Here is a 23,829-nt window from a genome sequence, read left to right on the forward strand (position 1 = left end):
CTTGGTGTTTCATCGTCCAAGGTGACCCAGCCCGATGGGCTGGGCTGGTATGGTGTCGCGCCGTTGGCGCTTAGCGCGTGGGCGGTGTGGTTGTGATGCATCGGCTAGAATTAGGACTGTTGACTGCTCCCACGCTGGCCGGACAAACAACGACCTGGCGAGTGTGGGGCACCCAGATTGTCTCTTCCATACTTCAGGTCTATTCATTCATGTCCAGTTCTGCTGATTCGCCCGCAAAAGACAATTCGTTTTATATAACCACGCCGATCTACTATGTGAATGCGCGGCCGCACCTGGGCCATGCTTATTCGACGATTGTTTGCGATGCTGTGGCGAGGCGGAAGCGTAGCCAGGGGATTCCGACGTGGTTTCTCACCGGGACTGACGAGCATGGGCAGAAGATCGAGCGCTCGGCGGCGAAGGCGGGGAAGACTCCGGCGGAGTTTGCTGCGGCGATTTCGGGGGAGTTTCGTGGGCTTTGGGACCGGATGGGGCTTACCTATGACGACTTTATCCGGACGACGGAGCCGAGGCATGTTCGCGGTGTGCAGAAGCTGTTCACGGAGCTGAAGGATCGCGGGTACATCTACAAGGGCTCGTATACGGGGCAGTATTGCGTTTCGGATGAGGCTTTTGTTGAGGTGGCTCCGGGAGCGCCTTGTCCTGATTGTGGGCGGATTACGGAGACGGTGAGCGAGGAGAACTACTTCTTCAAGCTGTCGGCGTTTGAGCGGAAGCTGCTGGAGTTTTATGAGGCGAATCCTGGGTTTATTCAGCCGGAGTCGCGGCGCAATGAGGTGATTGCGTTTGTGCGGGGCGGGCTGAAGGATCTTTCGGTGAGCCGGACGAGTTTTTCCTGGGGCATTCCGGTGCCGGGGGATGAGAAGCACGTTGTTTACGTGTGGATGGACGCGCTGGCGAACTACATGACGGCTCTCGGGTATGGGTCGGATGCGCCGGAAGATGTGGCGCGGCTGGCGCAGTTTTGGCCTGCTGATGTGCATCTGGTGGGCAAGGAGATCATCCGGTTTCACTGTGTTTACTGGCCTGCGTTCCTGATGGCTGCGGGGCTGCCGGTGCCGAAGTCGGTGATTGCCAATGGCTGGCTGCTGTTCGACAAGATGAAGATGTCGAAGTCGATTGGCAACATTGTGCGGGCCGACACGGTGCTGGAGGTGCTGGGGGCGGATGCGCTGCGGTACTTCCTGCTGCGGGAGATCAGCTTTGGGCACGATGGGAACTTTACGTTTGAGGCGCTGGTGCAGCGGTATAACGCTGATCTTGCCAACGGGTACGGGAATCTTGTCAGCCGCGTGGTGAACATGGTGCATAAGTACTTCGGCGGGGTGCTGCCGGAGACTGGCGCTGTGGGCGATGCAGAGATTGCTGTTCGGGATGCGGCAGAGCGGGTGATTCCGGAATTTTCGGCGCAGTTTGAGGGGATGGATTTTGCGCGGGCGTTGGAGACGCTTTGGTCGCTGGTGGCTGCTGTGGATGGGTACCTGACGGCTTCTGCGCCGTGGAAGAAGAAGCCGGATGTTTCGGACGATGCGTTCGCGGCGATGCAGAAGCGGGTGCTGGCCTCGGCGGCTGAGGCAATACGAGTGATTACGGCGCTGGCTTATCCGATTCTCCCGGAGTCGACTGCGAAGGTTTGGCGGCAGCTTGGGCTGGGAGAGATTGAAACGGCTGCAAAGCTGGGTGAGTTGAAGACGATTGCATGGGGTGGGTTGCAGGCGGGCACGCGGTTCAACGAGCCGGCGCCGCTCTTTCCCCGGGCGGAAAAGGATGCTGTGGAGCGTATGCAAAATCTTGAGAACGAGAATCAATTGAGCGCTGTGGCTGCTGTGGGTGGTTCGGAAGCAACTGCGGAACCGAGCAGTTCACCTGTTGTGAGTGAAGTGACTGCGTCGCCTTCGGCTGCCAAGGTCGAATCGGTTCCGGCGGAGACGCTGGCCCCTGCTGCGGAGCCTGCTGTGCCGACTTCTACACCCGCTGCTGGAGCGACGGCGCATGAGGGTGTGGTGACTATCGGGATCGAGGATTTTGCCAAGGTGGAGTTGCGGGTGGCGCAGATCCTGGTGGCGGAGCGGATTCCGAAGGCGGATAAGCTGCTGCGGCTTGAGGTGGATCTGGGCTATGAGAAGCGGCAGATCCTTTCGGGGATCGCGCAGTACTATACGCCGGAGCAGCTGGTGGGGCGCAAGATCGTGATTGTGGCGAATCTGGCGCCGCGCAAGATGCGCGGGCTGGAATCGAATGGGATGCTGCTGGCGGCTTCGGTGGGCGATGAAGGCGCGCCGGTGCTGGCGGGTTTCCTGGAAGATGTACCGTTAGGTGCCCGGCTTCGCTAACAACCTGCCTGGCTGCGGCGGAGTGCGCGATTCAGATCGACCTGGAAAATGTCGACAGTGAGGATGAGCATGCATACGACTGTAGAGATCGATGAAAAGCTGTTGGATCGGGCACTGGATGTCAGCGGGTTGCCAACCAAGAAGGCTGTCGTTGAGGCGGCTTTGCGGCTGCTGATCCGGCTGAAGTTGGAGGGTGAGGCGATAGAAGCGCTGGTGCTGGGGATCGATTCGACCGATTCGGGAACTATCCACGATCCGACGGGAGAACACATAAATCCGCCGGTTATCTTGCCAGTCGGGTCGGGTGGTGGAGAGCTTTGAGTTTGATCTTGATGGCGTTGAACCGATCTCGTTGCGCGCTTGCGGCAGGACTTTCGTCGAAAAGGAATTCAATTTGCTGATTGATTCTCATGCTCATTTGGATAGTGAGCGCTATGCTGGCGAGTTGCCGCAGATTCTTGGGCGCGCCTATGCTGCCGGGGTCGGGGCGATTCTGGCGATTGGGATTGGCGAGGGACCGGCTGAGATGCAGTGCGGGCTGGAGATCTGCCGTCAATTCAATCGGGCGGACGGGTCTGCGGGCGAGGGATTGCCGCGGCTGTTTGCCAGTGCCGGGATTTATCCGCACAACACGCATGAGGCCGACGATGCCGCTCTGGCCAAGCTGGATGGATTGCTGGCTGAGCCTGAGGTGATTGCCTGCGGGGAGATTGGGCTGGACTACTACCATGATGGTTCTCCGCATGAGACGCAGAAGGCGATTTTCGTTCGGCAGATGGAGATTGCGGCGGCGAGGCGACGGCCGATTCTGATTCATTGCAGGCCTAAGGATGGCGATAACGCCTGCTGGGATGACTGTCTGGGGCTGATTGCAGAGCATTGGGGACCGACGGGGATCGGCGGCATTCTGCATTGCTTTTCGGGTGAGCTGGAACATGCGGAGCGGGCGATTGAACTTGGTTTTCTGATCAGCTTTGCCGGACATCTGACGTATCCCAAGGCGCAGGCGCTGCGGGATGTGGCTACGCAACTGCCGCTTGATTCGCTGCTGGTGGAGACGGATGCTCCGTTTCTGGCGCCGGTGCCGAATCGTGGGCAGCGCAATGAGCCGGGATGGGTGGCGCATACGGCGGCTACGCTTGCGGCGCTGCGAGGGTTGCCCGTTGAGGGATTGGCTTCCCTGACGTCGAAAAACTTTTCGCGCCTCTTCTCGCTCGACGCCAAACTGCCCCTGAACGTGTGAAACTTGATAGATAGAAGTTGCAAGCGGCTCGGCGCCTTTGGGTGCTTCCGAGCCAATTTGGGTTACGCCAATTTGGGTAAAGACAGGGTAGGGAAGCCATGGCTCAGGAAAATTCGTTTGATATCGTCAGCAAGGTAGACATCCAGGAAGTAAAGAATGCCATCGATCAGGCCACTAAGGAGATCAAGGCGCGGTTCGACCTGAAGGATTCGAAGTCGGATGTGAATCTTGAGGGTAATGATGCGATTTTGCTTGCTTCGGCCGACGAGTACAAGCTGGAAGCGGTAAAGGAAATCCTCGGGCAGAAGCTGGTGAAGCGCGGCATCTCGTTGAAAAACCTGAGCTACGGCAAGCTGGAAGAGGCGATGGGCAAGAGCGTGCGGCAGAAGATCACGCTGCAACAGGGTGTGCCGATCGAGAAAGCCAAGGATATTGTCCGCATCGTGAAGGACTCGAAGCTGAAGGTGCAGGCGTCGATTCAGGGCGACTCTGTGCGGGTGAGCGGCAAGGACCGCGATTCGCTTCAGTCTGTGATTGCGCTTTTGAAGGGTAAGGATCTGGGGATCGATCTTCAGTTCACCAACTACAGAACGAATTGAACTGGCTGAGCAGGGTTGAGCTGGATTGAATTGGGCCACAATCGAAAATTGAACAGGATCAAAAATCTCCCCACAGGCATCTGATAAAAGCAGATACTGATAACAGCAGGCGAGTTCCAGGAACAGGAAAGCACCCAACTTTTGAGCACACTGGCAATAGCGACGGCACGGGAAGTTTTCGATCTGCTCCGCGATGACCTCACGGCCATTGAACGGGAGTTGGGCCGCGACGCTGTCTCCAGCGTAGACACGATCACCGAGATTGCGGAGTACCTCCGGGTAGGCGGCGGTAAGCGGATTCGCCCGTCTCTGCTGCTGCTGGCGGCGCGGTGCCTGGGCTATACGGGGTCGGGGATGATCCGGCTGGGTGCGGTGGTGGAGCTGGTGCACACGGCAACGCTGGTGCATGACGACATCATTGATGGTGCGGACACGCGGCGCGGACGGCCTTCGGCAAATACAACCTGGGGCAATGAGAAGTGTGTTCTGGCGGGCGACTGGCTGTACATGCAGGCCTTCCACATTGCTCTTGAAGAGCGTAATTTCAAGGTTCTGGATTTGCTGATTACCCTGACGCAGCAGATGGTCGAGGGTGAACTGCTGCAAATTCAGACACTGGGACGGCCGGTTTCGGAGTCTGAGTATTACGATCTGATCTTCCGGAAGACAGCGTGCCTGTTCTCGGTTTCGATGCAGCTTGGCGCGACGCTTGCGGATGCTACTCCTTTGCAGGAAGAGGCGCTGGCCAGCTACGGTCGATCGGTGGGGCTCGCTTTCCAGATCGTGGATGATGTGCTGGATTTGACGGCGACCGAGGAAGTTCTGGGCAAGCCGGTGGCCAGTGACCTGCGTGAGGGTAAGACAACGCTGCCGGTGATTCATTCGCTGGAGCATGGGACGGCGGCGGATCGCGAGATCATTCATAACGTGCTGGAGGATGGCGGCTTTCTACGCTCCACGCGCGAGGAGGTGCAGGAGATTCTGCACCGCAACGGGTCGGTCGAGTACGCGATGGCTGCCGCCGACCGCTATGCCGAGATGGGCCGCGAGGCGCTTGCCATGATTGAAGAGTCCGAGTTTAAGCGCGCCCTGCTCTGGGTACCGGACTTTGTTGTCGCCCGCGAAAAATAGAACCTAAGCTACTGTGGATACCCTGGCGACCCTTTTGCGTAGTCGCGGTCTTGGCTGTGGCTTGGGTGGATCGGGCAGGGTGACTTCCGGCACTTTTGGCACCAGAACTTCCAATGCTCCGAGGATTGCTGCGGCAAACGGCGCTGCCAGCGCTACTCCGACAGGTCCGGCGATGGCTGCGAGCAGCAGCTGCATAGTCAGGGTGAGCGCTGGGGGTAGTTTGACGATATTCCTTTCCAGCATCGGTGTGACGACGTAACCTTCGAGCGTGAAAACGATGCCGTAGACCAGCATTGCCAGAAGGCCCTGCGTGCCGCTGTTGGCGAGTGCCAAGAGGGCTGCGGGGATCACGGAGATGATCGGTCCGACGTTGGGGATGAAGGTCATCAGGGCGGCGATGACGCCGAGTGTTCCGGCCAGAGGGACACCGACGATGGAAAGGCCGACAGTGATCAGAATGCCTACCATGGTCATGGATAGCAGCTTGGCGAGCACCCACCAGCGCAGGATTTGTACGATGCTGGCCGCGCAGGAGTCGAGTTTTTCGCGGTGCTTTTCCGGGACCAGGCGGCGCAGGCCGTTGTAGTACATGCCTGGTTCCGAGGACATATAAATTGCGAGACTGAGTACGATGACCAGCCCGGCGAGTACGGTTGCGGAGCTGACAACGATGCCGCCGATGCTGGACAGGGCGAGGCTGACGCCGTTCGAGATTTGATCTGAACCTGGGGTCATGCGCATCAGCCATTGGCCCCACTGATGACTTTGAACCTGCGCCAGGAGCTTTTTCGCGGCGCTTGGCAGCTCTACCTCCAGCGTGGCGAACTGCCTCGCAAAGTTATCGCCCTGCATCCAGATCAGCAGCCAGACGACTGAAACCAGGACCAGCAGAAAGAGGGCGAGTGCCGCGCCCTGCTTCATCTTCATGTGCTTCTGCATCCAGTCGGTGACCGTCGTCAGGAGGATTGCCAGGATGACGGAGGCGAACAGCAGCAGGAAAATGGCGCGGCCAATCCACAGCAGGCCGAGCGACATGCCGATCGCGGTTACAGTCAGTAGTGTGAAAATTACGCGTCCGCGGAACCCGTCGTCTTTCGTGTCGTTCATATCGGCCATTTTGTTCCGTCGCTCGCCTTTCGTGCTGACCTGTCTTGCAGGATTGTCTGAGTTTATCGCGGGACCGGAGCCCGACGCGATCACAAGGGAACCAAATTACCCTGAGAAATCGTATGAAGTGTGACGTCGAAAGGCGCTTGCTGGTTGCTTGTACGGGATCAATGATCCGCTTTGCTACACTGCTCGCACGGGCGTATCTTGCAAGCTGTATTGGACGAGCGATTGCTCGGGAGGAACCATGCCGGTCGTAGAACTAGCGGGTGTTACGAAAGCGTATCGAGATAAAGTCGCGGTCAACAAGCTTAGTCTCACGATTGAACCGGGTCAGATGTTCGGGCTGCTGGGGCCGAATGGGTCGGGCAAGACCAGTTCCATCCGCATGATGATCGGCATCACGTACCCGGATTCGGGATCGATCAAGCTCTTCGATGAACCATTTGACCGCAAAGCTCTGGCGCGTGTGGGGTATTTGCCCGAAGAGCGCGGCCTCTACAAGAAGATGAAGGTGCTGGACCAGCTCATTTTCATGGGTGGGTTGCATGGGCTTTCGCCGGATGAGGCGAAGAAGCGGGGCATCGCCTGGGCCAAGAAGATGGAAATCGGCGGCTCGCTGCTGAAGAAGACGGAAGAGCTTTCGAAGGGCATGCAGCAGAAGATCCAGTTCATTGCGGCGCTGATGCATGATCCGGGGCTGATCATCATGGACGAGCCTTTCAGCGGGCTTGATCCGGTGAACGCGACGCTGCTGCAGGATACGCTGCTGGAGCTGAAGGCGCAGGGCAAGGCGATTCTCTTTTCGACGCACCGCATGGACCAGGTGGAGAAGTTGTGCGACTCGATTGCGCTGATTCACCAGGGCAACCTGGTGCTGTCGGGCAAGGTGCGCGAGATCAAGAGCCGTTACGAGCGGGATCGCGTGATTATTGAGTTTGAGGGCAATGGGGAGTTTCTCAACAGCCCGGAGATTGCCGAGGCAAAGAACTACTCAGGCCATGCGGAGATCAAGCTGAAGGACGGCGGCGACGCACAGAAGCTGCTGGCCGAGGCTGCCTCGATGGCGAAGATTTACCGCTTTGAGATGGTCGAGCCGTCGCTTGAAGAGATCTTTATCCAGTCAGTAGGAGGCAAGGCCGATGCGTAACCTGTTGCTTGTAGCCAAGCGTGAGTATTTAGAGCAGATTCGCGGGCGCGCCTTTCGGCTTTCGACGATCGCTGTGCCGCTGCTGTTTGCTGTTGTCTTTGGGGTTGGCTTTCTCTCTGGACGTAATACCGGCAACGGTAAGCACGTTGTGATCGCCGCGCCGACTGCGGCTTTGGCGAATGAGATTCGCGATCAGCTGGTAGAGGACAAGAAGACCAGTACGACGGTGGACGTGGTCGCTCCGGCCACGGTGGCAGACCGCGATAAACTAACCGGCCAAGTGGCCGCCAAGACTATCGATGGGTTCCTCTGGGTTGAAACTCCGGAAGGACAGGCACCGAAAGCTACCTATGAGGCGCAGTCCTCCGGCGACTTCATTACAACGAGCCGTCTTGAATCGGCGCTCAATCATGCCCTCGTCCGGGATCGCCTCTCATTACGTGGTGTGAAGACCGCTGACGCTGATACTCTGCTGGCCCGCGTCGATGTCGATACCCTCCAGGTCAACAAGGAAGGGAAAGTCGTCAAGAGCAATGCCCAGGCTTCGTTCTGGAAGGGCTATGTGATGGCCATTCTGCTCTCGATGACCACGATGATCTATGGCATGAACGTAGCTCGCTCGATCATTCAGGAGAAGACCTCACGCATCTTTGAGGTGATGCTTTCGACGGCTAAGCCGAGCGATCTGCTGGCGGGCAAATTAATTGGCGTGGGCGCGGTCGGTCTTACGCAGATCGCCATCTGGCTGGCTGCGGCTGCGGGATTCGCAACGACGGCATTTGCTGCGCCACTCATGTCGGGCGATATGGCTATCCGTTTCTCCTGGCAGGAGGGAGTGCTGTTCCCCCTCTACTTTGTGCTTGGTTATCTGCTCTACAGCTCGCTTTTCGCGGGCCTTGCAGCGACTTGCGAGACGGAGCAGGAACTCCAGATGTACACGCCGCTTGCGGCTCTGCCGATCTGGTTGAGTTTCGCGCTGATTGTGCTCATCATCAACGACTCGAACTCAGTCTGGTCAATCGTTGCTTCCTGCTTCCCGCCGTGTGCGCCGATCATCATGATGCTGCGCATGGGGGCGCAGCCGGTGCCGCTGATTCAGATTATTGCGTCGGTCAGCATCATGATTGTGACCATTCTGGGTGTGCTTTGGTTCTCGGCGAAGCTGTACCGTATCGGCATCCTGATGTATGGCAAACGGGCTACGCTGCCGGAGATTTTTCGCTGGCTGCGGTATAGCTAAAGGTCAGTGGTTAGTGGTTGGTGCGGGATGCTTGGTCGAAGGAACCCTTACAAGTGCTTCAGGCTGCTGACCACTCGTCACGAACCACTGATTCTCTCGTTACAATCGAAAGAGTGAGCCAACTTTCGAATGCGCGATTTTCACTCAGCCAGCGGCTCACGCTTGCGGTGGTTCCGCGCCTGGTGTGGTTGCTGATTATGACGCTGGGGCGTACTTGGCGGTTTGAGGTGATTGCTGAAGAGGGCGTTACTCCGGCCTTTCATGGCTTTACGCCGAGCAGGGAGATTTATTGCTTCTGGCACCAGTGTGTGCTGCCGTGTGCCTTCTACTTTCGAAGTACGCATGCGACGATCCTGATCAGTCAGAGCTTCGATGGTGAGTTGATTACGCGGACGCTGGAGCTGTTTGGTTTTCGCGCTGTTCGTGGTTCGAGTTCTCGTGGCGGACGCGAAGGACTGCTGGCGTTGCGACGTGTGCTTGACGCGAATGCTCCGGCGATTTTTACTGCTGACGGGCCGCGTGGGCCGATTTACAAGTCCAAGATGGGGCCCATTAAGCTGGCGCAGCTAACGCAGGCGCCGATTGGCTGCTTCCACCTGCTACCGGAACGGGCGTGGGTGATGGGTTCGTGGGATCGCTTCCTGGTGCCTAAGCCATTTACGCGGATTGTGGTGAGTTGGGGGCGCTGGACGGAAGTGCCGGAAGCGGCTTCGCAGGGAGAGCTTGAGGGCAAGCGCGAGCAACTGGACCGGTCACTGGAGACGGCGCGGGCACGCGCTAACGCGCACTTCGCCGGAGGTGGCCTATGACTGTGCCGCCTGAGAGCGCGAGCCTTCGCGTTTCGGATTTCGATTTTTATTTGCCGGAGGAATTGATCGCCCAGCAGCCGCCTGCGCAGCGTGGAAGCAGCCGTATGCTCGTTGTGGACCGCGACGGTGGCGCATTGCAGGACCGGATGTTTGCGGAGTTTCCCAGCCTGCTCAATCCCGGTGACCTGCTCATCCTCAATGACAGCCGTGTGATTCCTGCGCGGCTCTATGCGCGGCGCGCGAATACTCGTGGCAAGCAGGAGGCTACGGGCCAGATTGAAGTGCTGCTGACGAGTCCCGATGCGGCAGGAAACTGGCAGGCTCTTGTGCGCCCCGGCCGTAAGGTCCGCCCTGGCGACACGCTCGAATTTCCCGCGCGGACGGGCGAAGTGTTGCTGACTGCCGAAGTGCTAACCAGCGGAGAATTTGGCGAGCGCACGATTCGCTTTGCTACGGTTGCGGACTTCTACGGCGCGCTCGATCAGATTGGGCATATGCCGCTGCCGCCCTATATCAAGCGGGACGATGCGATGGATGACCGTGAACGATATCAGACTGTCTTTTCAGAGGAGCGAGGGTCCGTGGCGGCGCCGACGGCAGGGCTGCACTTCACGCCTGCCATTCTGGAGGCAATTCGGAACAGAGGCGTTGAAGTCGCCAAGGTGACGTTACACGTCGGGCTTGGCACGTTCGCGCCGCTCCGTGTCGATCGGGTTGCGGACATCCATCTTCACAGTGAGCGCTACACGCTGCCCTCTGCTACGGCAGAGGCACTGAACCGGGCACGCCGGGAGAGGCGACGTATCGTCGCGGTAGGCACCACTGCGGTCCGCACGCTGGAGCACTGCGCGGCCCGCGCGCAGGACGGCGAACTGGAGCCCCACAGTGGCGAAACGAGTATTTTTCTCTCTCCCGGGCACGAGTTCCGATTGGTCAACTCCTTGCTGACCAATTTCCACCTGCCGCAGTCGAGCCTGCTGATGCTGGTGAGCGCTTTCGCCGGCAGGGAGCGAGTTTTGGCGGCTTATGAACATGCTGTCCGGGAAAAGTACCGGTTCTTCAGCTACGGCGATTGCATGTTCCTTGCGTAGCCGAGGGGCCAACCACGCTGCTAAACTCGCAGACGATGACAGTCTCGAACAAAGTACCGCCTACCTCCGCTGAATCGGCAGTTGCCGCCAGGCAGCCCGTCTTTTTGCTGGACACGATGAACTTCATTTTTCGTGCCTACCACGCCATGCAGCGGAGCCGGCCCATGTCAACGCGCAGCGGGCTGCCGACAGCAGCGACGTATGTGTTCGTAAATATGATCACGAAGTTGCGCAAGGACTTTGCTCCGCATTACTTTGCTGCAGTCTTTGATGTGAGCGGCGCGGTGTTTCGGGATGCGAAGGCTCAGGAGATCGGGCCGTTGCGCCGCTGGAGCAGTAAAGAGAAGGCATTCGTCGAAACAACGTATGAGGGATATAAGGCGCAACGTGCAGCGATGCCGGAGGATTTGGCGAGGCAGTTACCCTATATCCGTCGTTCGCTTGAGGTGATGCACATACCGATTCTTGAGGCAATCGGTTTTGAGGCGGATGATGTGATTGGTACTCTCGCGCGGCAGGCCAGCGAGAAGGGTCACGAGGTCTTTGTAGTGTCTGGTGACAAGGATATGCTGCAGCTTGTGAATGAGCATGTTCGGGTGCTGAATCCGCAGAAAGACAATCTGATTCTCGATCCGGCTAAGGTGCTTGAGGTGCTTGGTGTGCCGCCGCAGCAGGTGGTGGATGTAATGGCGCTTCGTGGGGATACGATCGATAACATTCCGGGCGCGCCGGGGATTGGCGACAAGGGATCGGTGGAATTGATTCAGCAGTTTGGCAGCGTCGAGGCTGTGCTTGATCGTGCCGATGAGGTGAAGCGCAAGACGTATCGTGAGTCACTGCAGCAGAACCGTGAGACTGTGTTGCTTTCGAAGGAGCTGGTTACGATCGATTGCAATGTGCCGCTTGAATTGGATCTTGCGAGCATGCAGACGACGGAGCCTGACCTTGAAGCGGCGCGTGGGCTTTTTACTGAGCTTGAGTTTACGACTCTCTTGCGTGAACTTGCTCCCAGCGCGCAGAAGCCTAGTGCTGAGTTACTAGAAGACCCTACAGAAGAAGAGGTCGCGGCGTTCTTTCGCGCTGCACGTTCGTATGGGTTTGCGTTTGCATTGGAGAAGGATGCCAAGGTTGCGAAGACTTCGGCTGCTGGGGCAACTTCAGAATCGAGCGAAGAGATTGCTGAGGAGGAGTTGCTGCCTCCTATGCCATCGCTGCTGGACATGATGAATGCTGCGTCTCCTGAGGAGACGAACGAGGCAGTGGCGATTGCACCTGAGTATGTCGGGGTTTCGGTGAAGCTTCCGGCACAGCCTGAGTTAGCGATGCGTTTATCACTTGGGACGGAACTGCGGACGCTACTTGAAGACGATGCAACGCCCAAGATCGTTCATGACTGGAAAGCCACGCTGCATAAGCTGGAAGCGTTTGGCGTTGCGATGAAGGGGCCAATTACGGACACCATGTTGCTGTCCTATGCTGTGAACCCGACGCACTCAACGCAGACGCTTGTTGACGTTGTGGCGCGGAGTGGTCAGTCGGTACCGGTGACGCTGGCGGGCGCGGCCCACGCTATTCAAACGCTGGTGCCAACGCTGCAAGCGCAGGTGGAAGAGCACAAGGTCGAGTCTGTGTACGAGACGATCGATCTGCCGCTGGTTCCGGTCTTATATCGCATGGAGAAGGCTGGTGTGCGCGTGAATCTGGGGGCGCTGGATGAACTGTCGCAGCGGTTCGGTTCTGAGATTCAGCGCGTGAGCGAGCTGGTGTACGAGCAGGCTGGTGGACGCCGGTTCAATATCAATTCTCCTAAGCAATTAGGAGAGGTCTTGTTTACGCACATGGGCTTGCCTGTCCCGGTTGTATATGGGAAGGGTAAGAAGATTTCTACCGCGCAGGATGTGCTTGAAGGTCTTGCGGAGCAGCATTCGATTGCGGCCCTGGTGATTGAGTTCCGGCACCTTTCGAAGCTGAAATCGAACTATGTGGATGCGCTGCCTTTGCTGGTCGATTCTGAATCGCGTGTGCATACCACTTTCAATGCTGCTGCTACGGCGACAGGCCGGCTGTCATCGGTGAATCCGAATTTGCAGAATATTCCGATTCGTACAGAACTGGGCCGTGAGATTCGCGCTGCTTTTGTGGCTGCTCCGGGGTTCAGGCTACTGTCTGCGGATTACTCGCAGATTGAGCTGCGATTGATGGCTCACTTTAGCGAGGATCCCCTGCTGGTGGATGCTTACAAGACGGGCCGCGACATTCATACGCTGACTGCGAGCGAGGTGTTTGGTGTGCCTGCGGAGAACATGGACAAGCATGTACGCGCTCGGGCCAAGGCTGTGAACTTCGGGATTGTGTATGGCATCAGCGCCTTCGGCCTTGCTGCGCAACTGGGCATACCGCAGGGCGAGGCGAAGCTTTACATCGAGCGATACTTTGAGCGGTATAAGGGTGTGAAGGCGTTCATTGAGAAGACGATCGAATCGACCAAGCGCGACGGCGCTGTGCGCACGTTGTTTGGCCGTATGCGGCCTATTCCTGATATTGAAAGCCGCAATGCAAATCAGCGCGGATTTGCTGAGCGGACTGCTGTGAATACTCCGTTGCAGGGGACGGCTGCTGACCTGATCAAGCTGGCGATGATTGCGATTGATCGCAAGCTGGCGGAGCAGAAACTGCGCACGCGGATGGTGCTGCAGGTGCATGATGAACTGCTGTTTGAAGTGCCGGAAGATGAGACTGAGGTGATCACTAAGCTTGTCAAGGAAGAGATGGAGAATGTGATTCAGCTAAGTGTGCCGATTGAAGCTGATCTGGCGTTTGGTGAGAACTGGCGGGATGTGAAGTAGACATTCTTGGTAGAAGGGATTCGTCTGAAGCAAAGAGGCAAAGAGAAACCTCGATGGTCGCGGCTCTTGAAGTTTCTAGGAGCCGCGGTCCTTCAATATTTGTTTGTCGTATTTATTTGTGGCGTTGTGAGCACGGTCGCTCAGGTCTGGATCTTCGAAAAACTGTCAACTCTTCAAATGCAAAGTCCGTACTACCCTGTTGTTCCTTTGATCGCTGTTTTCCTCGGCTTCGTCTTTGACGGCAAGTTTCGGAGCGAGAAGAGTGGGATCATTGTCTGGGCGATCGGCGTCGTTTGGCTGATCTATGGCTTCTTCGATATGAAAAGCGGTTGGAGTCCGGAATGGTCCTCGGCATCGAGTGATTTCGTATATGCCACGCAGAATCTATTTGGTAATACGAAGCAATGTAGCAGCACAGAGTGCCTTGGTGAACTTGTTTACACGATGCCGGGTATAGCGGCAATTACTTATTCACTTGGTGTTGCGATCAGCAAAGTCTGGTATCGCGCATTTGTTCCCTTAAGCAATCACTATCAACGATAAGTTCGCTCCAAAACAAACGGCCATCGGACTAAATGCCCAGCTCTGAGCGAATTGCGTTGGCGATTGCTTCTGCGTGAATGCGCATGAGGTCTTCGCTTTCGGCTTCGATCATGACTCTTGCTAGAGCTTCTGTGCCGCTGTAGCGGATGACTACGCGGCCAGAGTCCGCGAGTGCCGCTTCTGCTTCGCGGATGCTGGCGGCAACAGAGGGGATATCTTCGAGCGGCTTCTTTTCGCGGACTTTGATGTTGATGATTACCTGCGGGAAGACTTTGAGGTCGGCGGTTAGCTCTTCGATGGTCTTGCCGGTGCGGGTGAGGAGATCGAGGATGACTAACGCGGTCAGCAGGCCATCGCCGGTGGTGGCGAGATGCGGGAAGAGGATGTGGCCTGACTGTTCGCCGCCGAGGGCTGCACGCTTCTGCTGCATCAATTCAAGGACGTAGCGGTCGCCGACTGCGGCACGCAGCATGGTGATGCCGGAGCGCTTGAGTGCGGCTTCGAGGCCCATGTTGGACATCGTTGTAGCTACGACGATGTCGCCCGTGAGCAGTCCGCGAGACTTGAGGTCGCGGGCGGCCAAAAGCATGATGGCGTCGCCGTTGATGACGTTCTTCGATGCGCCGGATGCGAGACAGCGGTCGGCGTCGCCGTCGAAGGTGAGGCCCAGTTCTGCACTGCGCTCAACTACGGCAGCGGCTACTGTTTTGGGATGGAGCGCGCCGCAATCGACGTTTATGTTGCGGCCGTCTGGAGCGATGTTTAGCAGTGTTACGTCGCCGCCTAGTCCTTCGAACAGCTTTGGTGCGACTGCTGCAGCGGCGCCGTTGGCGCAATCGAGAACGATCATGCGGCCGTCGAGATTCAGGCCTGGAACCAGCTTGAGGAGGAAGGCTACGTACTCATCGGCGTAGTGGGCCTGATCTGTAATGTTCGGGAGATCGGCAGCGTCTGGCGCCGTGGCGGAGATGGCATGCTTGAAGATGATTTCTTCGATGGCCAGTTCGGTGTTGTCGGGGAGTTTCTTGCCATCGGGGCCGAAGAGCTTGATGCCGTTGTCTTCCCATGGATTGTGGCTGGCGGAGATGACTACGCCGGCGTGAAAGCTGTGCGTGTGCGCAAGGTAAGCGATGGCCGGGGTGGGTACGATGCCAGCGCTCTCGACTTCAGCACCGCCGGCGCGAAGGCCTGCGGCCAGCATGTTGGTGATCCATGGGCTTGACTCGCGGGTGTCACGGCCGACGATGACGCGGGGGCCAACGAGGCCTGATTGCAATGCGCCAGGACGGAGTTGATGCGCGAGGGCGAGGCCGACTGCGTAGACTGTAGTCGTGTCGAGGGGCGCGACTCCTGCTACGCCGCGAATGCCATCTGTACCAAAGAGCTGTCTCATGAGGGAGTTGATTTGTCCTTTTTGCTGCGTGCTACCTTGTTCGATTCAATGGCCGTGATCTGGCTTGCAAAGCTGCCGTCGGCTAGCCGAGTGCGCACGGTCTGTCCGGCATTCAGGTTCGCTGCGGATCGCACCAGCGCGCCTGACTCATCCTGCACCAGCGCATAGCCTCGCTGCAGGACTGCGAGCGGCGAGAGCGCCTGCAACTCGCCGCGCAGATTGGCCCATTCTGCTCGTCGCGCTGTCATCGTCACCTGCGCTGCGCGATAGAGGCGCTTTTCGAGTGAGGCGCCCTGAAAGCGTTCGGCGGCCAGACTACGGTCGAGTGCATGATGGAGGCGCGATTGGCAGGCTGCGAGCCGCTGGCGCGCCGTGCTTACCTGTTGCCGGGGATCGTGGTGCAGGACAGCCGCGGCGAGTGCGGCGACCGTGCGGGCATGGTCGCGCAGTTGCTCGTTCATGGCTGCTTCCATGCGGAAGCTGAGGTCGTCGAGGCGCTGTTCAAGACGATGCAAGCTGGTCCGTACGCGCTGCTCTGCATAGGCTGCGGGTACGCGTCCGAGTCGCTGCCGGGCCTGCAGGAGCTGGTAGCGTGCGGCGCGGATCAACCTGTTTTCGAGTGCGGCTACTTCTTCTTCGACGCGGTGCTGGGCTGCGGTGATCAGTTCTGCTGCGGCCGAGGGGGTTGGGGCGCGGAGGTCGGCGACGAAGTCCGCGATGGTAAAGTCGGTTTCATGCCCGATGGCCGAAACGACGGGCAGGGCTGACGCGACGATGGCTCGTGCTACGCTCTCTGCGTTGAAGGCAGCGAGGTCTTCGAGCGAACCGCCACCGCGAGCGAGCACGATTACGTCGGCCAGGCCGGGCTCATTGGCCCGGGCGATGGTGGCGACGATTTCGGCGGGTGCGTTTTCGCCCTGAACAGCAGCTGGAATCACGATGACGTTCAGCCCGGAGTGGCGGCGGTTCACGATGTTGAGGAAGTCGCGGATGACGGCGCCGGTCGGTGACGTCACGATGGCTACGCAACGTGGGTACGCTGGCAGCGGGCGCTTGCGATCCTGTTCGAAGAGTCCTTCGGCCTTGAGTTTGTCGCGGAGCTGTTCGAAGGCGACCTGCAGGCTGCCGATTCCGACCGGCTCCATTGTTTCGGCGACAAGCTGCAGCTGCCCGCGCTGCTCGTAGATGCTGGCTTTGCCGCGTACGCGGACGTGGAGGCCATCCTCGGGTCGGAAGCGGAGGAGCATGGCCTGTCGGCGGAACATCACTACCGGGAGCTGGGCTTCTGCGTCCTTGAGGGTGAAGTAGACGTGGCCGGAAGAGGCGGGGCGCAGGTTTGAGATTTCGCCTTCGACCCAGATGTCGCCGAACTCGGCCTCGACCAGATCACGGGCCTCTGATACGAGTTGGTGGACGAGCCAGGTGCGCCGTTCACGGGTGCGCCGGACAGGCGCCGGGGCTTCCTCCGGGGTCGCTTCGAAGAGGAATCCGAGTTGTGGTTTCGATGATGTCTTTGCCGCCAACGCTGCCGCCTTCCCAGCTTGCAGTGTAATTGTTTGTGCCTGTTGAGGTTTGTCTGAAGAGCACAGAGCCATAAGCTAAGATTCCAACTATTGCTGGAGCGACCTGATTCGAGTCTCCGAATTGTTGCTCAGAGCCGGTTTTTGAGGAGTTTCGAACATGCCCAGAACTCTTGCCTTTGGCGTACTGCTGTCAGCTAGCTTTTCACTTATCTTTGGCTCCGACGTCTTTGCGGCTGCCAAACCGTCGAAGATTGCGCGGCAGCATATCGATCAGGTTACAGCCTGCATTACCGGATCGGTGATCATCAAGAATGACACCGCCCCGTGCCCCACGCTCAAGGCGCGCATGGCTGAACTGCATGTGAACGGCGTTAGTATCGCTGTGGTGCATGACGGTGAGATTGAGTGGGCGCAGGGTTTTGGCCTTGCGGATGTGAGCGGGAAACCGGTTACGCCGGAGACCCTTTTCCAGGCTGGATCGATCAGCAAGCCGGTTGCTGCCATGGCTGCGTTGCACCTGGTGCAGGAGAAGAAGCTCTCGCTCGATACCGACGTGAACCAGACGCTGACTTCGTGGAGGATTCCAGCCAGCGATGCCGCTCCCGGAGCGACAGTCACGCTGCGGCAACTGCTTACCCATACTGCGGGGTTCACCGTGCATGGATTTCCTGGCTATGCGGCCAATGAGCCGGTTCCGACTCTGGTGCAGGTGCTAAATGGGGAGAAGCCTGCCAACACGCCGGCGATCCGGCTGGAATCGGTTCCAGGCTCGAAATGGAATTACTCTGGCGGCGGTTTTACGGTGATGCAGCAACTGGTGCTGGACGTGGCCAAAGAGCCGTTTCCCAAGCTGTTGCATGACAGCGTGCTTGCCCCGATTGGCATGACGCACAGCACATACCAGCAGCCGCTCCCCGCTGAGATGCGAGCCCATGCTGCGACTCCGTATCACGCAGACGGGAAGCCGATCGAGGGTGGGGCGCACACGTATCCGGAGATGGCCGCGGCTGGGCTGTGGACTACGCCGACGGATCTCGCACGCTACATTCTCGAAAATCAGCATAGCCTCGCCGGTAAGGGCAACCATGTGCTTTCCGTCGAGATGACCAAGGAGATGATGAAGCCGGGGTTGGGGAAGTGGGGATTGGGTCTTGAAATTGGAGGGTCGGAAGACAATCCATACTTTTCACACGGGGGTGTGAATGAAGGATTTGAGAGCCTCTTTGCGGCCTATGAGCATGGCGGCGAGGGTGCGGTCATCATGACCAATGCGGAGGGGGGCTCGCGCCTGGCGGAAGAGATCATGGCCAGCATCGCGAAGGTCTACGGGTGGCCGGATTTCAAAGCGACCATCCGCACTACCGTACCGGTTGATCCGGCCACGCTGGCGCAGTATGTCGGTAGCTACGAGGTGGCGGCGAACTTCGCTATCGAAGTCACGCTCGAGAAGGATCATCTGATGCTTGCGCCGCCTGGACAGGACAAGGTACAGCTCTACCCGGAGTCGCCGACGGAGTTCTTTCTGACCGTAGCCAATGTTGAGTTCGAGTTCTTCAAGGATGACAAAGGCGCAGTTTCCTACGTGGTGCTGCATCAGAACGGGCATGACTCGAAGGCGATGAAGAAGTAGGGGGATGCCGGTTCAGGCCCGGCTCTGGATTACCGCGCGCAGTTCCTCGGTCCAGGCTGCAAGGTTCGCAGATTGGTACGCTGATTGGACTGAAGCGGCATCCTCCAGTGCATGCTCGATTTGCCGCGCCAGATCAGTGCCGCGGTGCAGACCGAAGGTACCTAAGGTTCCGGCCATCTTGTGCGCGGCCGCGTGGCTTGCCGTACGCTGCTCCTCGGAAAGCTGGCCTGCAGCTGAGGCCTTCGCGGCCGCTTCCAGCAGTGTCAGCCGGTTTTCGATCTCGGGCAGGAATCGAGTCCAGAGCTTGTTCAGCGCGTCGGACATCGACGGCACCATGGAAGGCGTCGATGGCGTCGAAACTGGAGGCGTTGCGGGCATAACGGAATCCGGCTACTCCCAGCCGAGGACCTTCTCCATCTGAGTCGAAAGGGTGAGCGGGTCGAAGGGTTTCAGCAGGACTGCCTGCACGCCGAGGTCGGCGAAGCGGCGCTGGTCCGGGCCCTGCACTTTGGCGGTTAGCAGCAGCACGGGGATATGAGCTGTTGCAGGATTCTTGCGTAGTTCGCGGAAGGTGGTCGGGCCATCCATGCCCGGCATCATCACGTCGAGCAGGATCGCATCCGGCTGATGCTCGGCGGCTCGGAGCAGGCCCTGGGCGCCGGAGCTGGCCACGATTACGTCCCATCCGGCTACGGTTTCCAAGCTGAGAGCGGCTACCTGGCGGATATCGTCTTCATCATCAATAATCAAAATTTTGCGCGACATGCTGCACCTCTACTGCTTAATTCTTGATAACTTGACTAGTCCGCTCCGGAGATCGAACCATGCGGACGGGATTGTGGATTGGATTGTGAACTGGGTTGGGGTACGGGCAAGGCCTGCGGTACGAGGCACACCGACTCTTCCATCTGGCGGGAGCGCCTGAGCATCGTCAGTACCAGTGACTCTAATTGCTGCGGCTGTACCTTGGCCTTGGTCAGAAAGTGCGTTGGGCCGAGCTGCAGCTGCGAACGCTCCGCCGGGGCAAGTTCCCTTGCGGAGTAGACCACCAAGGGCAGATGGGCCAGATCGTCATGCTGGCGCAGCCAGTCGACTACGTTAAAGCCGTCGCCGTCGGGCAGGGAAAGATCGAGCACAATCAACTGCGGGCGGAAGGTGAAGCAGGCGTCGAGCGCGGACTGACGGGTGTGGGCCAGCTTCACGTCGATGCCGTCCTTGGCAAAGACGGCGCCGATTACCCTGGCGAGGTCAACATCGTCCTCCACGATGAGGATACGCGCGTCTTCGCCGGGCGCGGAAAGGACGCGCGCAAGCTCAGCGAGCAGCGTATCGTCGCTGGTGGCCTGCGAGACCCAGCCGTCGGCGCCGGTCGGAATTGGCAGGGTTGGATTGGGATGATCGACGCTCAGCAACACAATGGGTACCCCGGCGGCGGCTGGCTCCAGGCGCAGTTTGGGAAGAATCTCCCAGCCATTCAAGCCGTCGAGAGAGATGTCGACAAGGATGGCTTCAATTCCTGCCACGCCGGGGCCGACACCATCCGGACCGGCATGCTCGGTGAGCGCTGCCAAGGTTTCGGCTACTGAACTGGCTTCGAAGACCTGATACCCCTGGCGCCTTAGCTGGTTTGCCACCAGCGTGCGGTTGATCAGGTTGGAATCCGCTACGAGGACCCTACCGCGATCCGGCTCGTTTATCTGAGCTGTGGGCGGGGCCACGGCAAGTTGCGGGTGGAGCGGCAATGTTACGCGGAAGGTTGAGCCGGTGACAGGATTTCGTTCTGCCCAGATATGGCCGCCGTGCTGCTGCACGATGGTCCGGCAGATCGCGAGGCCGAGGCCGCTTCCGCCCTTTTGCCGCGAGTCGGAGGCATCTACTTGTTGGAACCTGTCGAAGATGGTGTCCAGTTTGTCGGCTGGAATGCCGCGGCCCTGGTCGATCACCGAGAGTGTTACGCCGTTCGAGCCCTCGCGAATGGTCACTGCGACTGTCGAGCCTTCGGGGGAAAACTTCACGGCGTTGGAGAGGAGGGTGGTGATGACCTGCAGGAGCCGGTCGGGATCGGCCTGCATTTGAACTTCATTGGGGTCGTTGATGAGCTGGACGCCGGCCGCGTCGGCTACTGGCTGCATGCCATCGATGGCCTGGCGGACAATCTCGCCGAGGGAGATCGAACGGAAGGAGAGAGGCTCGCGACCGCTTTGAATTCGCTCCAGATCGAGGATGTCGTTGATCAGCCGGACGAGGCGGTCGGAATTGGAAAGCGCAATGCGCAGCAGGTTAGCGGCCTTGTCGCTCATCTGGCCGAGCAGGCCGGCGGAGAGCAGGCCGAGTGCGCCGCGAATCGAGGTCAGCGGTGTGCGCAGTTCGTGGCTGACGGTCGAAACAAACTCATCCTTCATCCGGTCGAGCGCGAAGCGTTGGCTGATGTCTCGGAAGCTGAGCACCGAGCCAGTGAAGCGCCCTTGCTCGAGGATTGGCGTGAGGGAAAATTCAGCAGGGAAGGCGGTGCTGTCGCGGCGATAGATGGTGATCTCCGCCGAGGCGGACAGGTTGCGGGTGAGGGAGCGCAGAAGCACACAATCCTCTCCGCAGTTGCTGCCGCCGGGCATTGCGCCATGCAGGAGGTCGTGCACGGACATGCCCGTCAGCGTCTCGGGTGCCGCGCCGAGGAGGCGTCCTGCCGCGGGGTTGACCAAGCTCGCCAGACCGTTACGGTCGGCGCCGCAGATGCCGTCCTCAATGGTGTCGAGCAGAATTTCCTGGGTCCGGTGCAGCTCCTCGACGCGATCCTGTTCGCGCGAGCGTGCCAGCATTTGGCCAAGCGAGGATGAGACGGTCTCGAGTGTGGCCATCGTCTCGCGATCTTCGCGGTGCTTCTGATGGCAATAAAACTCAAGGATCGCGATAAGCCGGTTGCCGACACGGACGGGAACTGCCCAGCCGGTGACGAGCCCGTGCCGCAATGCTGCCTGCAACCGTGGAGACGAAGGGCCGGCAGCCTGCGCTGAAGCGAGATCGTCCAGCCAGACCGCGCGTCCCTGCACCCAGACGCGGCCAGGCAGATCCGGACCACGGCTGAGCATTTGCCCCATGCTCTCCTGGATCATTGCTTCGCTGCGCTTACCCGGCGCGCCCCATGCGGAATAGAAATTCAGGCGGCCTTCCGCTTCATTGCCCTCTTCCTCGTTCACTGTCCACAGCATGGCCGCGTCCCAGCCCTGGGAGAGGCAAACGGACTCGAGGATGCGCATCGCGGCGACTTCCGGCGACGTGCTTTGGCCGACGATCTGGCTGACCACGAGTTGAAGGGCAAGGCGGCGCTCGCGCTGCTTCTGCGGCGTAATGTCTCGCAGAAGACACCGGATGGCCAAGGGGTGATCCGTTGTCTGGCGGCGGCTGAGGCTCAATTCCAGATCGAGCACACGGCCGTCCCGCGTATGCGTGCGGACGGGGGCCCGGTCGACTGCTTCGCCGTCGAGTGCCTGTCGAAAAAGCCTGCCTACCTCGAGCCGGCAATCCTCGCTGAAGACCATTTCCAGCGAGTCGAGATTGTTGAAGTCACTGTCCGCCAGGCCAAAACATGACTTCCAGACCGGGTTCACATAGACGAACTGGCCCGACGGGCTCAGCGTGGCAATCATTTCGTTCGCGTTTTCAAAGAGGTCGCGATACCGCTCTCGCGACTCGCGCAGGGCGCGCTCCTGGCGGTGGGTCAGGGTCTGATCGAGAGCAATCGCCAATATTCCAGAAGCTTTCCCGTCGGCGTCGCGCACCGCGGAAAGGTAGAGCGTGGCCGGAAAGACGGTCCCGTCCTGCCGCCGCAGTTGCAAATCGATACCGCGCAGTTGGCTGGGAGGGAATTGCAGGACATAGTTTACGCAGTCGCGCATCGGATCGGCCGCTGCAGCCGGGCCGTTGGCTGTACCTGGATGGAGCTTGCGCAGCCAGTGGCCGATTCGTTCCAACTCACCAGGCGCGAAGATCTCAGTCATCTGCGCCTTGCCGACCAGCTCTGTCGCGCGCAACCCCAGCACACGCTCCGCGGATGGGTTGATATAGGTGAACCGCCCATCCATCCCGGTAGCAAGAACCATTGGACTGGTGGAGTAGAGGAGTGCGTCCGCGAGCTCTGCCCGGCTGCTTTTCTGCCTGGAAGGGACAGCCGGAGGGGGGCGAAACAGGATCAGCAGCAGGAGCGGCAACGAGACAGCGAGTACGCCCGCGACGATGATCAGGTCCCACTGCGATCCCCACATGACGCGCACGATACCGCCAGCCAGAATGTATCCGGCCAAGCATCCTGTGAGAATTAAAATCGCCTTCGTCTGCGCGGTTTTCAACTTACCTCTATCACCCTTGGTGGCAGACATCGTTGTTTACTTCCCATGCTGAAAGCATCGAACGTCACGAACAGAATGTCTACAACTTTAGTGTTACCGTAGTACACGTTGGTAACTTTCGCAAGCAATTTATTGATCATACCGGGTACGAAGGGATCATTGTTTATCAATAGGGAAGTTATGGCGGGTTATATTTCCCAAAATGGCCTAAAGCCACCAAAAACGTGGCGAGTTACGCTGAAGTCGCACCTTACCGTTTTGTTGAAAAGAGATCGAGGTGAAGGCTCAAATCTGATTGAAAGGCGTGGTTCGAGCAGCGCGCCTTACTCGCAGACCAGTGAGGATTTGGACTTCAGGCGCCGGGATACCAGATTCATGAGTGGGGTAAGGAGCAGGGTCATCACGAGCAGTGCGGGTGCGGCAGTCAGCAGCCACGCCAGCAGAGCATGGCCGAAGAGTCCGGCCATATCGACTGCGGAGTGCCATGGGGAAGCTTCAATTCGCGCCATGAGTTCCGCGCGGTTGAATGCGAGTGCGGTGCCGGGGAACATCAGTTGCCCGAGCTTCAAGAAGGGGAATAAGAGGATGACCTGAAGCGGCATCGCGAGCCAGTTCGCCGCCTGAATTGCCGGCATGTTCAGCCGGAGCGCCATCGCTGCGAGCGCGCAGATCGCTGTCGTTACGCCGAGCAGGGGAATGCAGCCGATGGCGAAGCCGAGCGCGAGGGTGAATGCGAGTTGCCGGGGAGACACGCCGCATTTGAGCCAGACCAAAACCTTGTCCTGTGCCTGTAGAACGCGCGGAGATTGGAGCAACTGCTGCATACC

At 59.0% G+C, this 23,829-nt stretch carries 19 protein-coding genes; 12 read left to right on the forward strand and 7 right to left on the reverse strand.

The features are described from left to right. The first annotated feature begins 209 nt into the window (after positions 1-209). The 5 genes from metG to AC5S27_RS08420 all read left to right on the forward strand — a co-directional run bounded on the left by metG (position 210) and on the right by AC5S27_RS08420 (position 5,327). Positions 210-2,354, forward strand: a complete 2,145-nt coding sequence (metG, locus tag AC5S27_RS08400; protein WP_493934112.1) for a methionine--tRNA ligase — start codon at positions 210-212, stop codon at positions 2,352-2,354. A gap of 69 nt (positions 2,355-2,423) precedes the next feature. After that, a complete protein-coding gene (locus tag AC5S27_RS08405) occupies positions 2,424-2,675 on the forward strand; it encodes a type II toxin-antitoxin system VapB family antitoxin (RefSeq protein ID WP_493934113.1) in 252 nt (83 codons plus the stop codon). Between the two features lie 73 nt (positions 2,676-2,748). Further along, positions 2,749-3,597: a TatD family hydrolase gene (locus tag AC5S27_RS08410; RefSeq protein WP_493934114.1), complete on the forward strand. Its 849-nt coding sequence runs from the start codon at positions 2,749-2,751 to the stop codon at positions 3,595-3,597. Positions 3,598-3,695: 98 nt separating this feature from the next. Continuing rightward, the gene (locus AC5S27_RS08415) at positions 3,696-4,196 is read left to right on the forward strand and encodes a YajQ family cyclic di-GMP-binding protein (protein WP_493934115.1); all 501 of its coding nucleotides are present in this window, start codon (positions 3,696-3,698) and stop codon (positions 4,194-4,196) included. Between the two features lie 141 nt (positions 4,197-4,337). Next, on the forward strand, positions 4,338-5,327 hold the full coding sequence (locus AC5S27_RS08420) for a polyprenyl synthetase family protein (protein WP_493934116.1): 990 nt from the start codon (positions 4,338-4,340) through the stop codon (positions 5,325-5,327). Between the two features lie 3 nt (positions 5,328-5,330). Here AC5S27_RS08420 and AC5S27_RS08425 read toward each other — a convergent pair whose 3' ends face one another. Then, positions 5,331-6,434 carry an AI-2E family transporter gene (locus AC5S27_RS08425; protein WP_493934117.1) on the reverse strand — a complete coding sequence of 368 codons (1,104 nt, stop codon included), beginning with the start codon at positions 6,432-6,434 and terminating at the stop codon, positions 5,331-5,333. Between the two features lie 247 nt (positions 6,435-6,681). Between AC5S27_RS08425 and AC5S27_RS08430 the strand changes: the two genes are divergently transcribed. The 6 genes from AC5S27_RS08430 (at position 6,682) to AC5S27_RS08455 (ending at position 14,113) form a co-directional block, all read left to right on the forward strand. Next, positions 6,682-7,584, forward strand: a complete 903-nt coding sequence (locus AC5S27_RS08430; RefSeq protein ID WP_493934118.1) for an ABC transporter ATP-binding protein — start codon at positions 6,682-6,684, stop codon at positions 7,582-7,584. Continuing rightward, positions 7,577-8,824 (forward strand): ABC transporter permease, encoded by a 1,248-nt coding sequence (locus tag AC5S27_RS08435; RefSeq protein WP_493934119.1) that lies wholly within the window; start codon positions 7,577-7,579, stop codon positions 8,822-8,824. Before AC5S27_RS08430 ends, AC5S27_RS08435 begins: the two co-directional genes overlap by 8 nt. A 113-nt stretch (positions 8,825-8,937) precedes the next feature. Next, positions 8,938-9,633: a lysophospholipid acyltransferase family protein gene (locus tag AC5S27_RS08440; RefSeq protein ID WP_493934120.1), complete on the forward strand. Its 696-nt coding sequence runs from the start codon at positions 8,938-8,940 to the stop codon at positions 9,631-9,633. Continuing rightward, positions 9,630-10,724 carry a tRNA preQ1(34) S-adenosylmethionine ribosyltransferase-isomerase QueA gene (queA, locus tag AC5S27_RS08445; protein ID WP_493934121.1) on the forward strand — a complete coding sequence of 365 codons (1,095 nt, stop codon included), beginning with the start codon at positions 9,630-9,632 and terminating at the stop codon, positions 10,722-10,724. The genes AC5S27_RS08440 and queA overlap by 4 nt, the downstream gene beginning before the upstream one ends. Before the next feature lie 35 nt (positions 10,725-10,759). Beyond that, positions 10,760-13,570 (forward strand): DNA polymerase I, encoded by a 2,811-nt coding sequence (polA, locus tag AC5S27_RS08450; RefSeq protein ID WP_493934122.1) that lies wholly within the window; start codon positions 10,760-10,762, stop codon positions 13,568-13,570. Between the two features lie 6 nt (positions 13,571-13,576). Then, entirely contained in the window at positions 13,577-14,113 is a 537-nt protein-coding gene (locus AC5S27_RS08455) for a hypothetical protein (RefSeq protein WP_493934123.1), read from the forward strand. Positions 14,114-14,141: 28 nt separating this feature from the next. On the opposite strand, the gene glmM is transcribed toward AC5S27_RS08455, so the two are convergent. Further along, positions 14,142-15,506 carry a phosphoglucosamine mutase gene (glmM, locus tag AC5S27_RS08460; protein ID WP_493934124.1) on the reverse strand — a complete coding sequence of 455 codons (1,365 nt, stop codon included), beginning with the start codon at positions 15,504-15,506 and terminating at the stop codon, positions 14,142-14,144. Then, on the reverse strand, positions 15,503-17,029 hold the full coding sequence (gene xseA, locus AC5S27_RS08465; protein WP_493934125.1) for an exodeoxyribonuclease VII large subunit: 1,527 nt from the start codon (positions 17,027-17,029) through the stop codon (positions 15,503-15,505). The genes glmM and xseA overlap by 4 nt, the downstream gene beginning before the upstream one ends. A gap of 157 nt (positions 17,030-17,186) precedes the next feature. On the opposite strand from xseA, the gene AC5S27_RS08470 reads away from it, so the two are divergent. Beyond that, the gene (locus AC5S27_RS08470; protein ID WP_493934126.1) at positions 17,187-18,659 is read left to right on the forward strand and encodes a serine hydrolase; all 1,473 of its coding nucleotides are present in this window, start codon (positions 17,187-17,189) and stop codon (positions 18,657-18,659) included. A gap of 12 nt (positions 18,660-18,671) precedes the next feature. Here the strand turns inward: AC5S27_RS08470 and AC5S27_RS08475 are convergent, their stop codons facing one another. The 4 genes from AC5S27_RS08475 to AC5S27_RS08490 all read right to left on the reverse strand — a co-directional run bounded on the left by AC5S27_RS08475 (position 18,672) and on the right by AC5S27_RS08490 (position 23,826). After that, a complete protein-coding gene (locus AC5S27_RS08475) occupies positions 18,672-18,983 on the reverse strand; it encodes an Hpt domain-containing protein (RefSeq protein WP_493934127.1) in 312 nt (103 codons plus the stop codon). 66 nt (positions 18,984-19,049) lie between these two features. Continuing rightward, positions 19,050-19,424, reverse strand: coding sequence for a response regulator (locus AC5S27_RS08480; RefSeq protein WP_493934128.1), 375 nt, complete (start codon positions 19,422-19,424; stop codon positions 19,050-19,052). A 35-nt stretch (positions 19,425-19,459) separates the two neighbouring features. Then, positions 19,460-23,032: a PAS domain S-box protein gene (locus tag AC5S27_RS08485; RefSeq protein WP_493934129.1), complete on the reverse strand. Its 3,573-nt coding sequence runs from the start codon at positions 23,030-23,032 to the stop codon at positions 19,460-19,462. Between the two features lie 293 nt (positions 23,033-23,325). Beyond that, positions 23,326-23,826, reverse strand: coding sequence for a DUF2062 domain-containing protein (locus tag AC5S27_RS08490; protein ID WP_493934130.1), 501 nt, complete (start codon positions 23,824-23,826; stop codon positions 23,326-23,328). Between the last annotated feature and the right edge of the window lie 3 nt (positions 23,827-23,829).

It is taken from the genome of Acidicapsa borealis (genome assembly GCF_059115245.1).

Excerpts from the sequence above, each read along its gene's own strand:
- AC5S27_RS08480 (WP_493934128.1), bottom strand. The coding sequence starts at position 19,424 with ATGTCGCGCAAAATTTTGATTATTGATGATGAAGACGATATCCGCCAG.
- AC5S27_RS08415 (WP_493934115.1), top strand. The coding sequence starts at position 3,696 with ATGGCTCAGGAAAATTCGTTTGATATCGTCAGCAAGGTAGACATCCAG.
- metG (WP_493934112.1), top strand. The coding sequence starts at position 210 with ATGTCCAGTTCTGCTGATTCGCCCGCAAAAGACAATTCGTTTTATATA.
- polA (WP_493934122.1), top strand. The coding sequence starts at position 10,760 with ATGACAGTCTCGAACAAAGTACCGCCTACCTCCGCTGAATCGGCAGTT.
- glmM (WP_493934124.1), bottom strand. The coding sequence starts at position 15,506 with ATGAGACAGCTCTTTGGTACAGATGGCATTCGCGGCGTAGCAGGAGTC.
- AC5S27_RS08470 (WP_493934126.1), top strand. The coding sequence starts at position 17,187 with ATGCCCAGAACTCTTGCCTTTGGCGTACTGCTGTCAGCTAGCTTTTCA.
- AC5S27_RS08435 (WP_493934119.1), top strand. The coding sequence starts at position 7,577 with ATGCGTAACCTGTTGCTTGTAGCCAAGCGTGAGTATTTAGAGCAGATT.
- AC5S27_RS08425 (WP_493934117.1), bottom strand. The coding sequence starts at position 6,434 with ATGAACGACACGAAAGACGACGGGTTCCGCGGACGCGTAATTTTCACA.
- AC5S27_RS08405 (WP_493934113.1), top strand. The coding sequence starts at position 2,424 with ATGCATACGACTGTAGAGATCGATGAAAAGCTGTTGGATCGGGCACTG.
- AC5S27_RS08475 (WP_493934127.1), bottom strand. The coding sequence starts at position 18,983 with ATGTCCGACGCGCTGAACAAGCTCTGGACTCGATTCCTGCCCGAGATC.
- queA (WP_493934121.1), top strand. The coding sequence starts at position 9,630 with ATGACTGTGCCGCCTGAGAGCGCGAGCCTTCGCGTTTCGGATTTCGAT.
- AC5S27_RS08430 (WP_493934118.1), top strand. The coding sequence starts at position 6,682 with ATGCCGGTCGTAGAACTAGCGGGTGTTACGAAAGCGTATCGAGATAAA.
- AC5S27_RS08490 (WP_493934130.1), bottom strand. The coding sequence starts at position 23,826 with ATGCAGCAGTTGCTCCAATCTCCGCGCGTTCTACAGGCACAGGACAAG.
- AC5S27_RS08485 (WP_493934129.1), bottom strand. The coding sequence starts at position 23,032 with ATGTCTGCCACCAAGGGTGATAGAGGTAAGTTGAAAACCGCGCAGACG.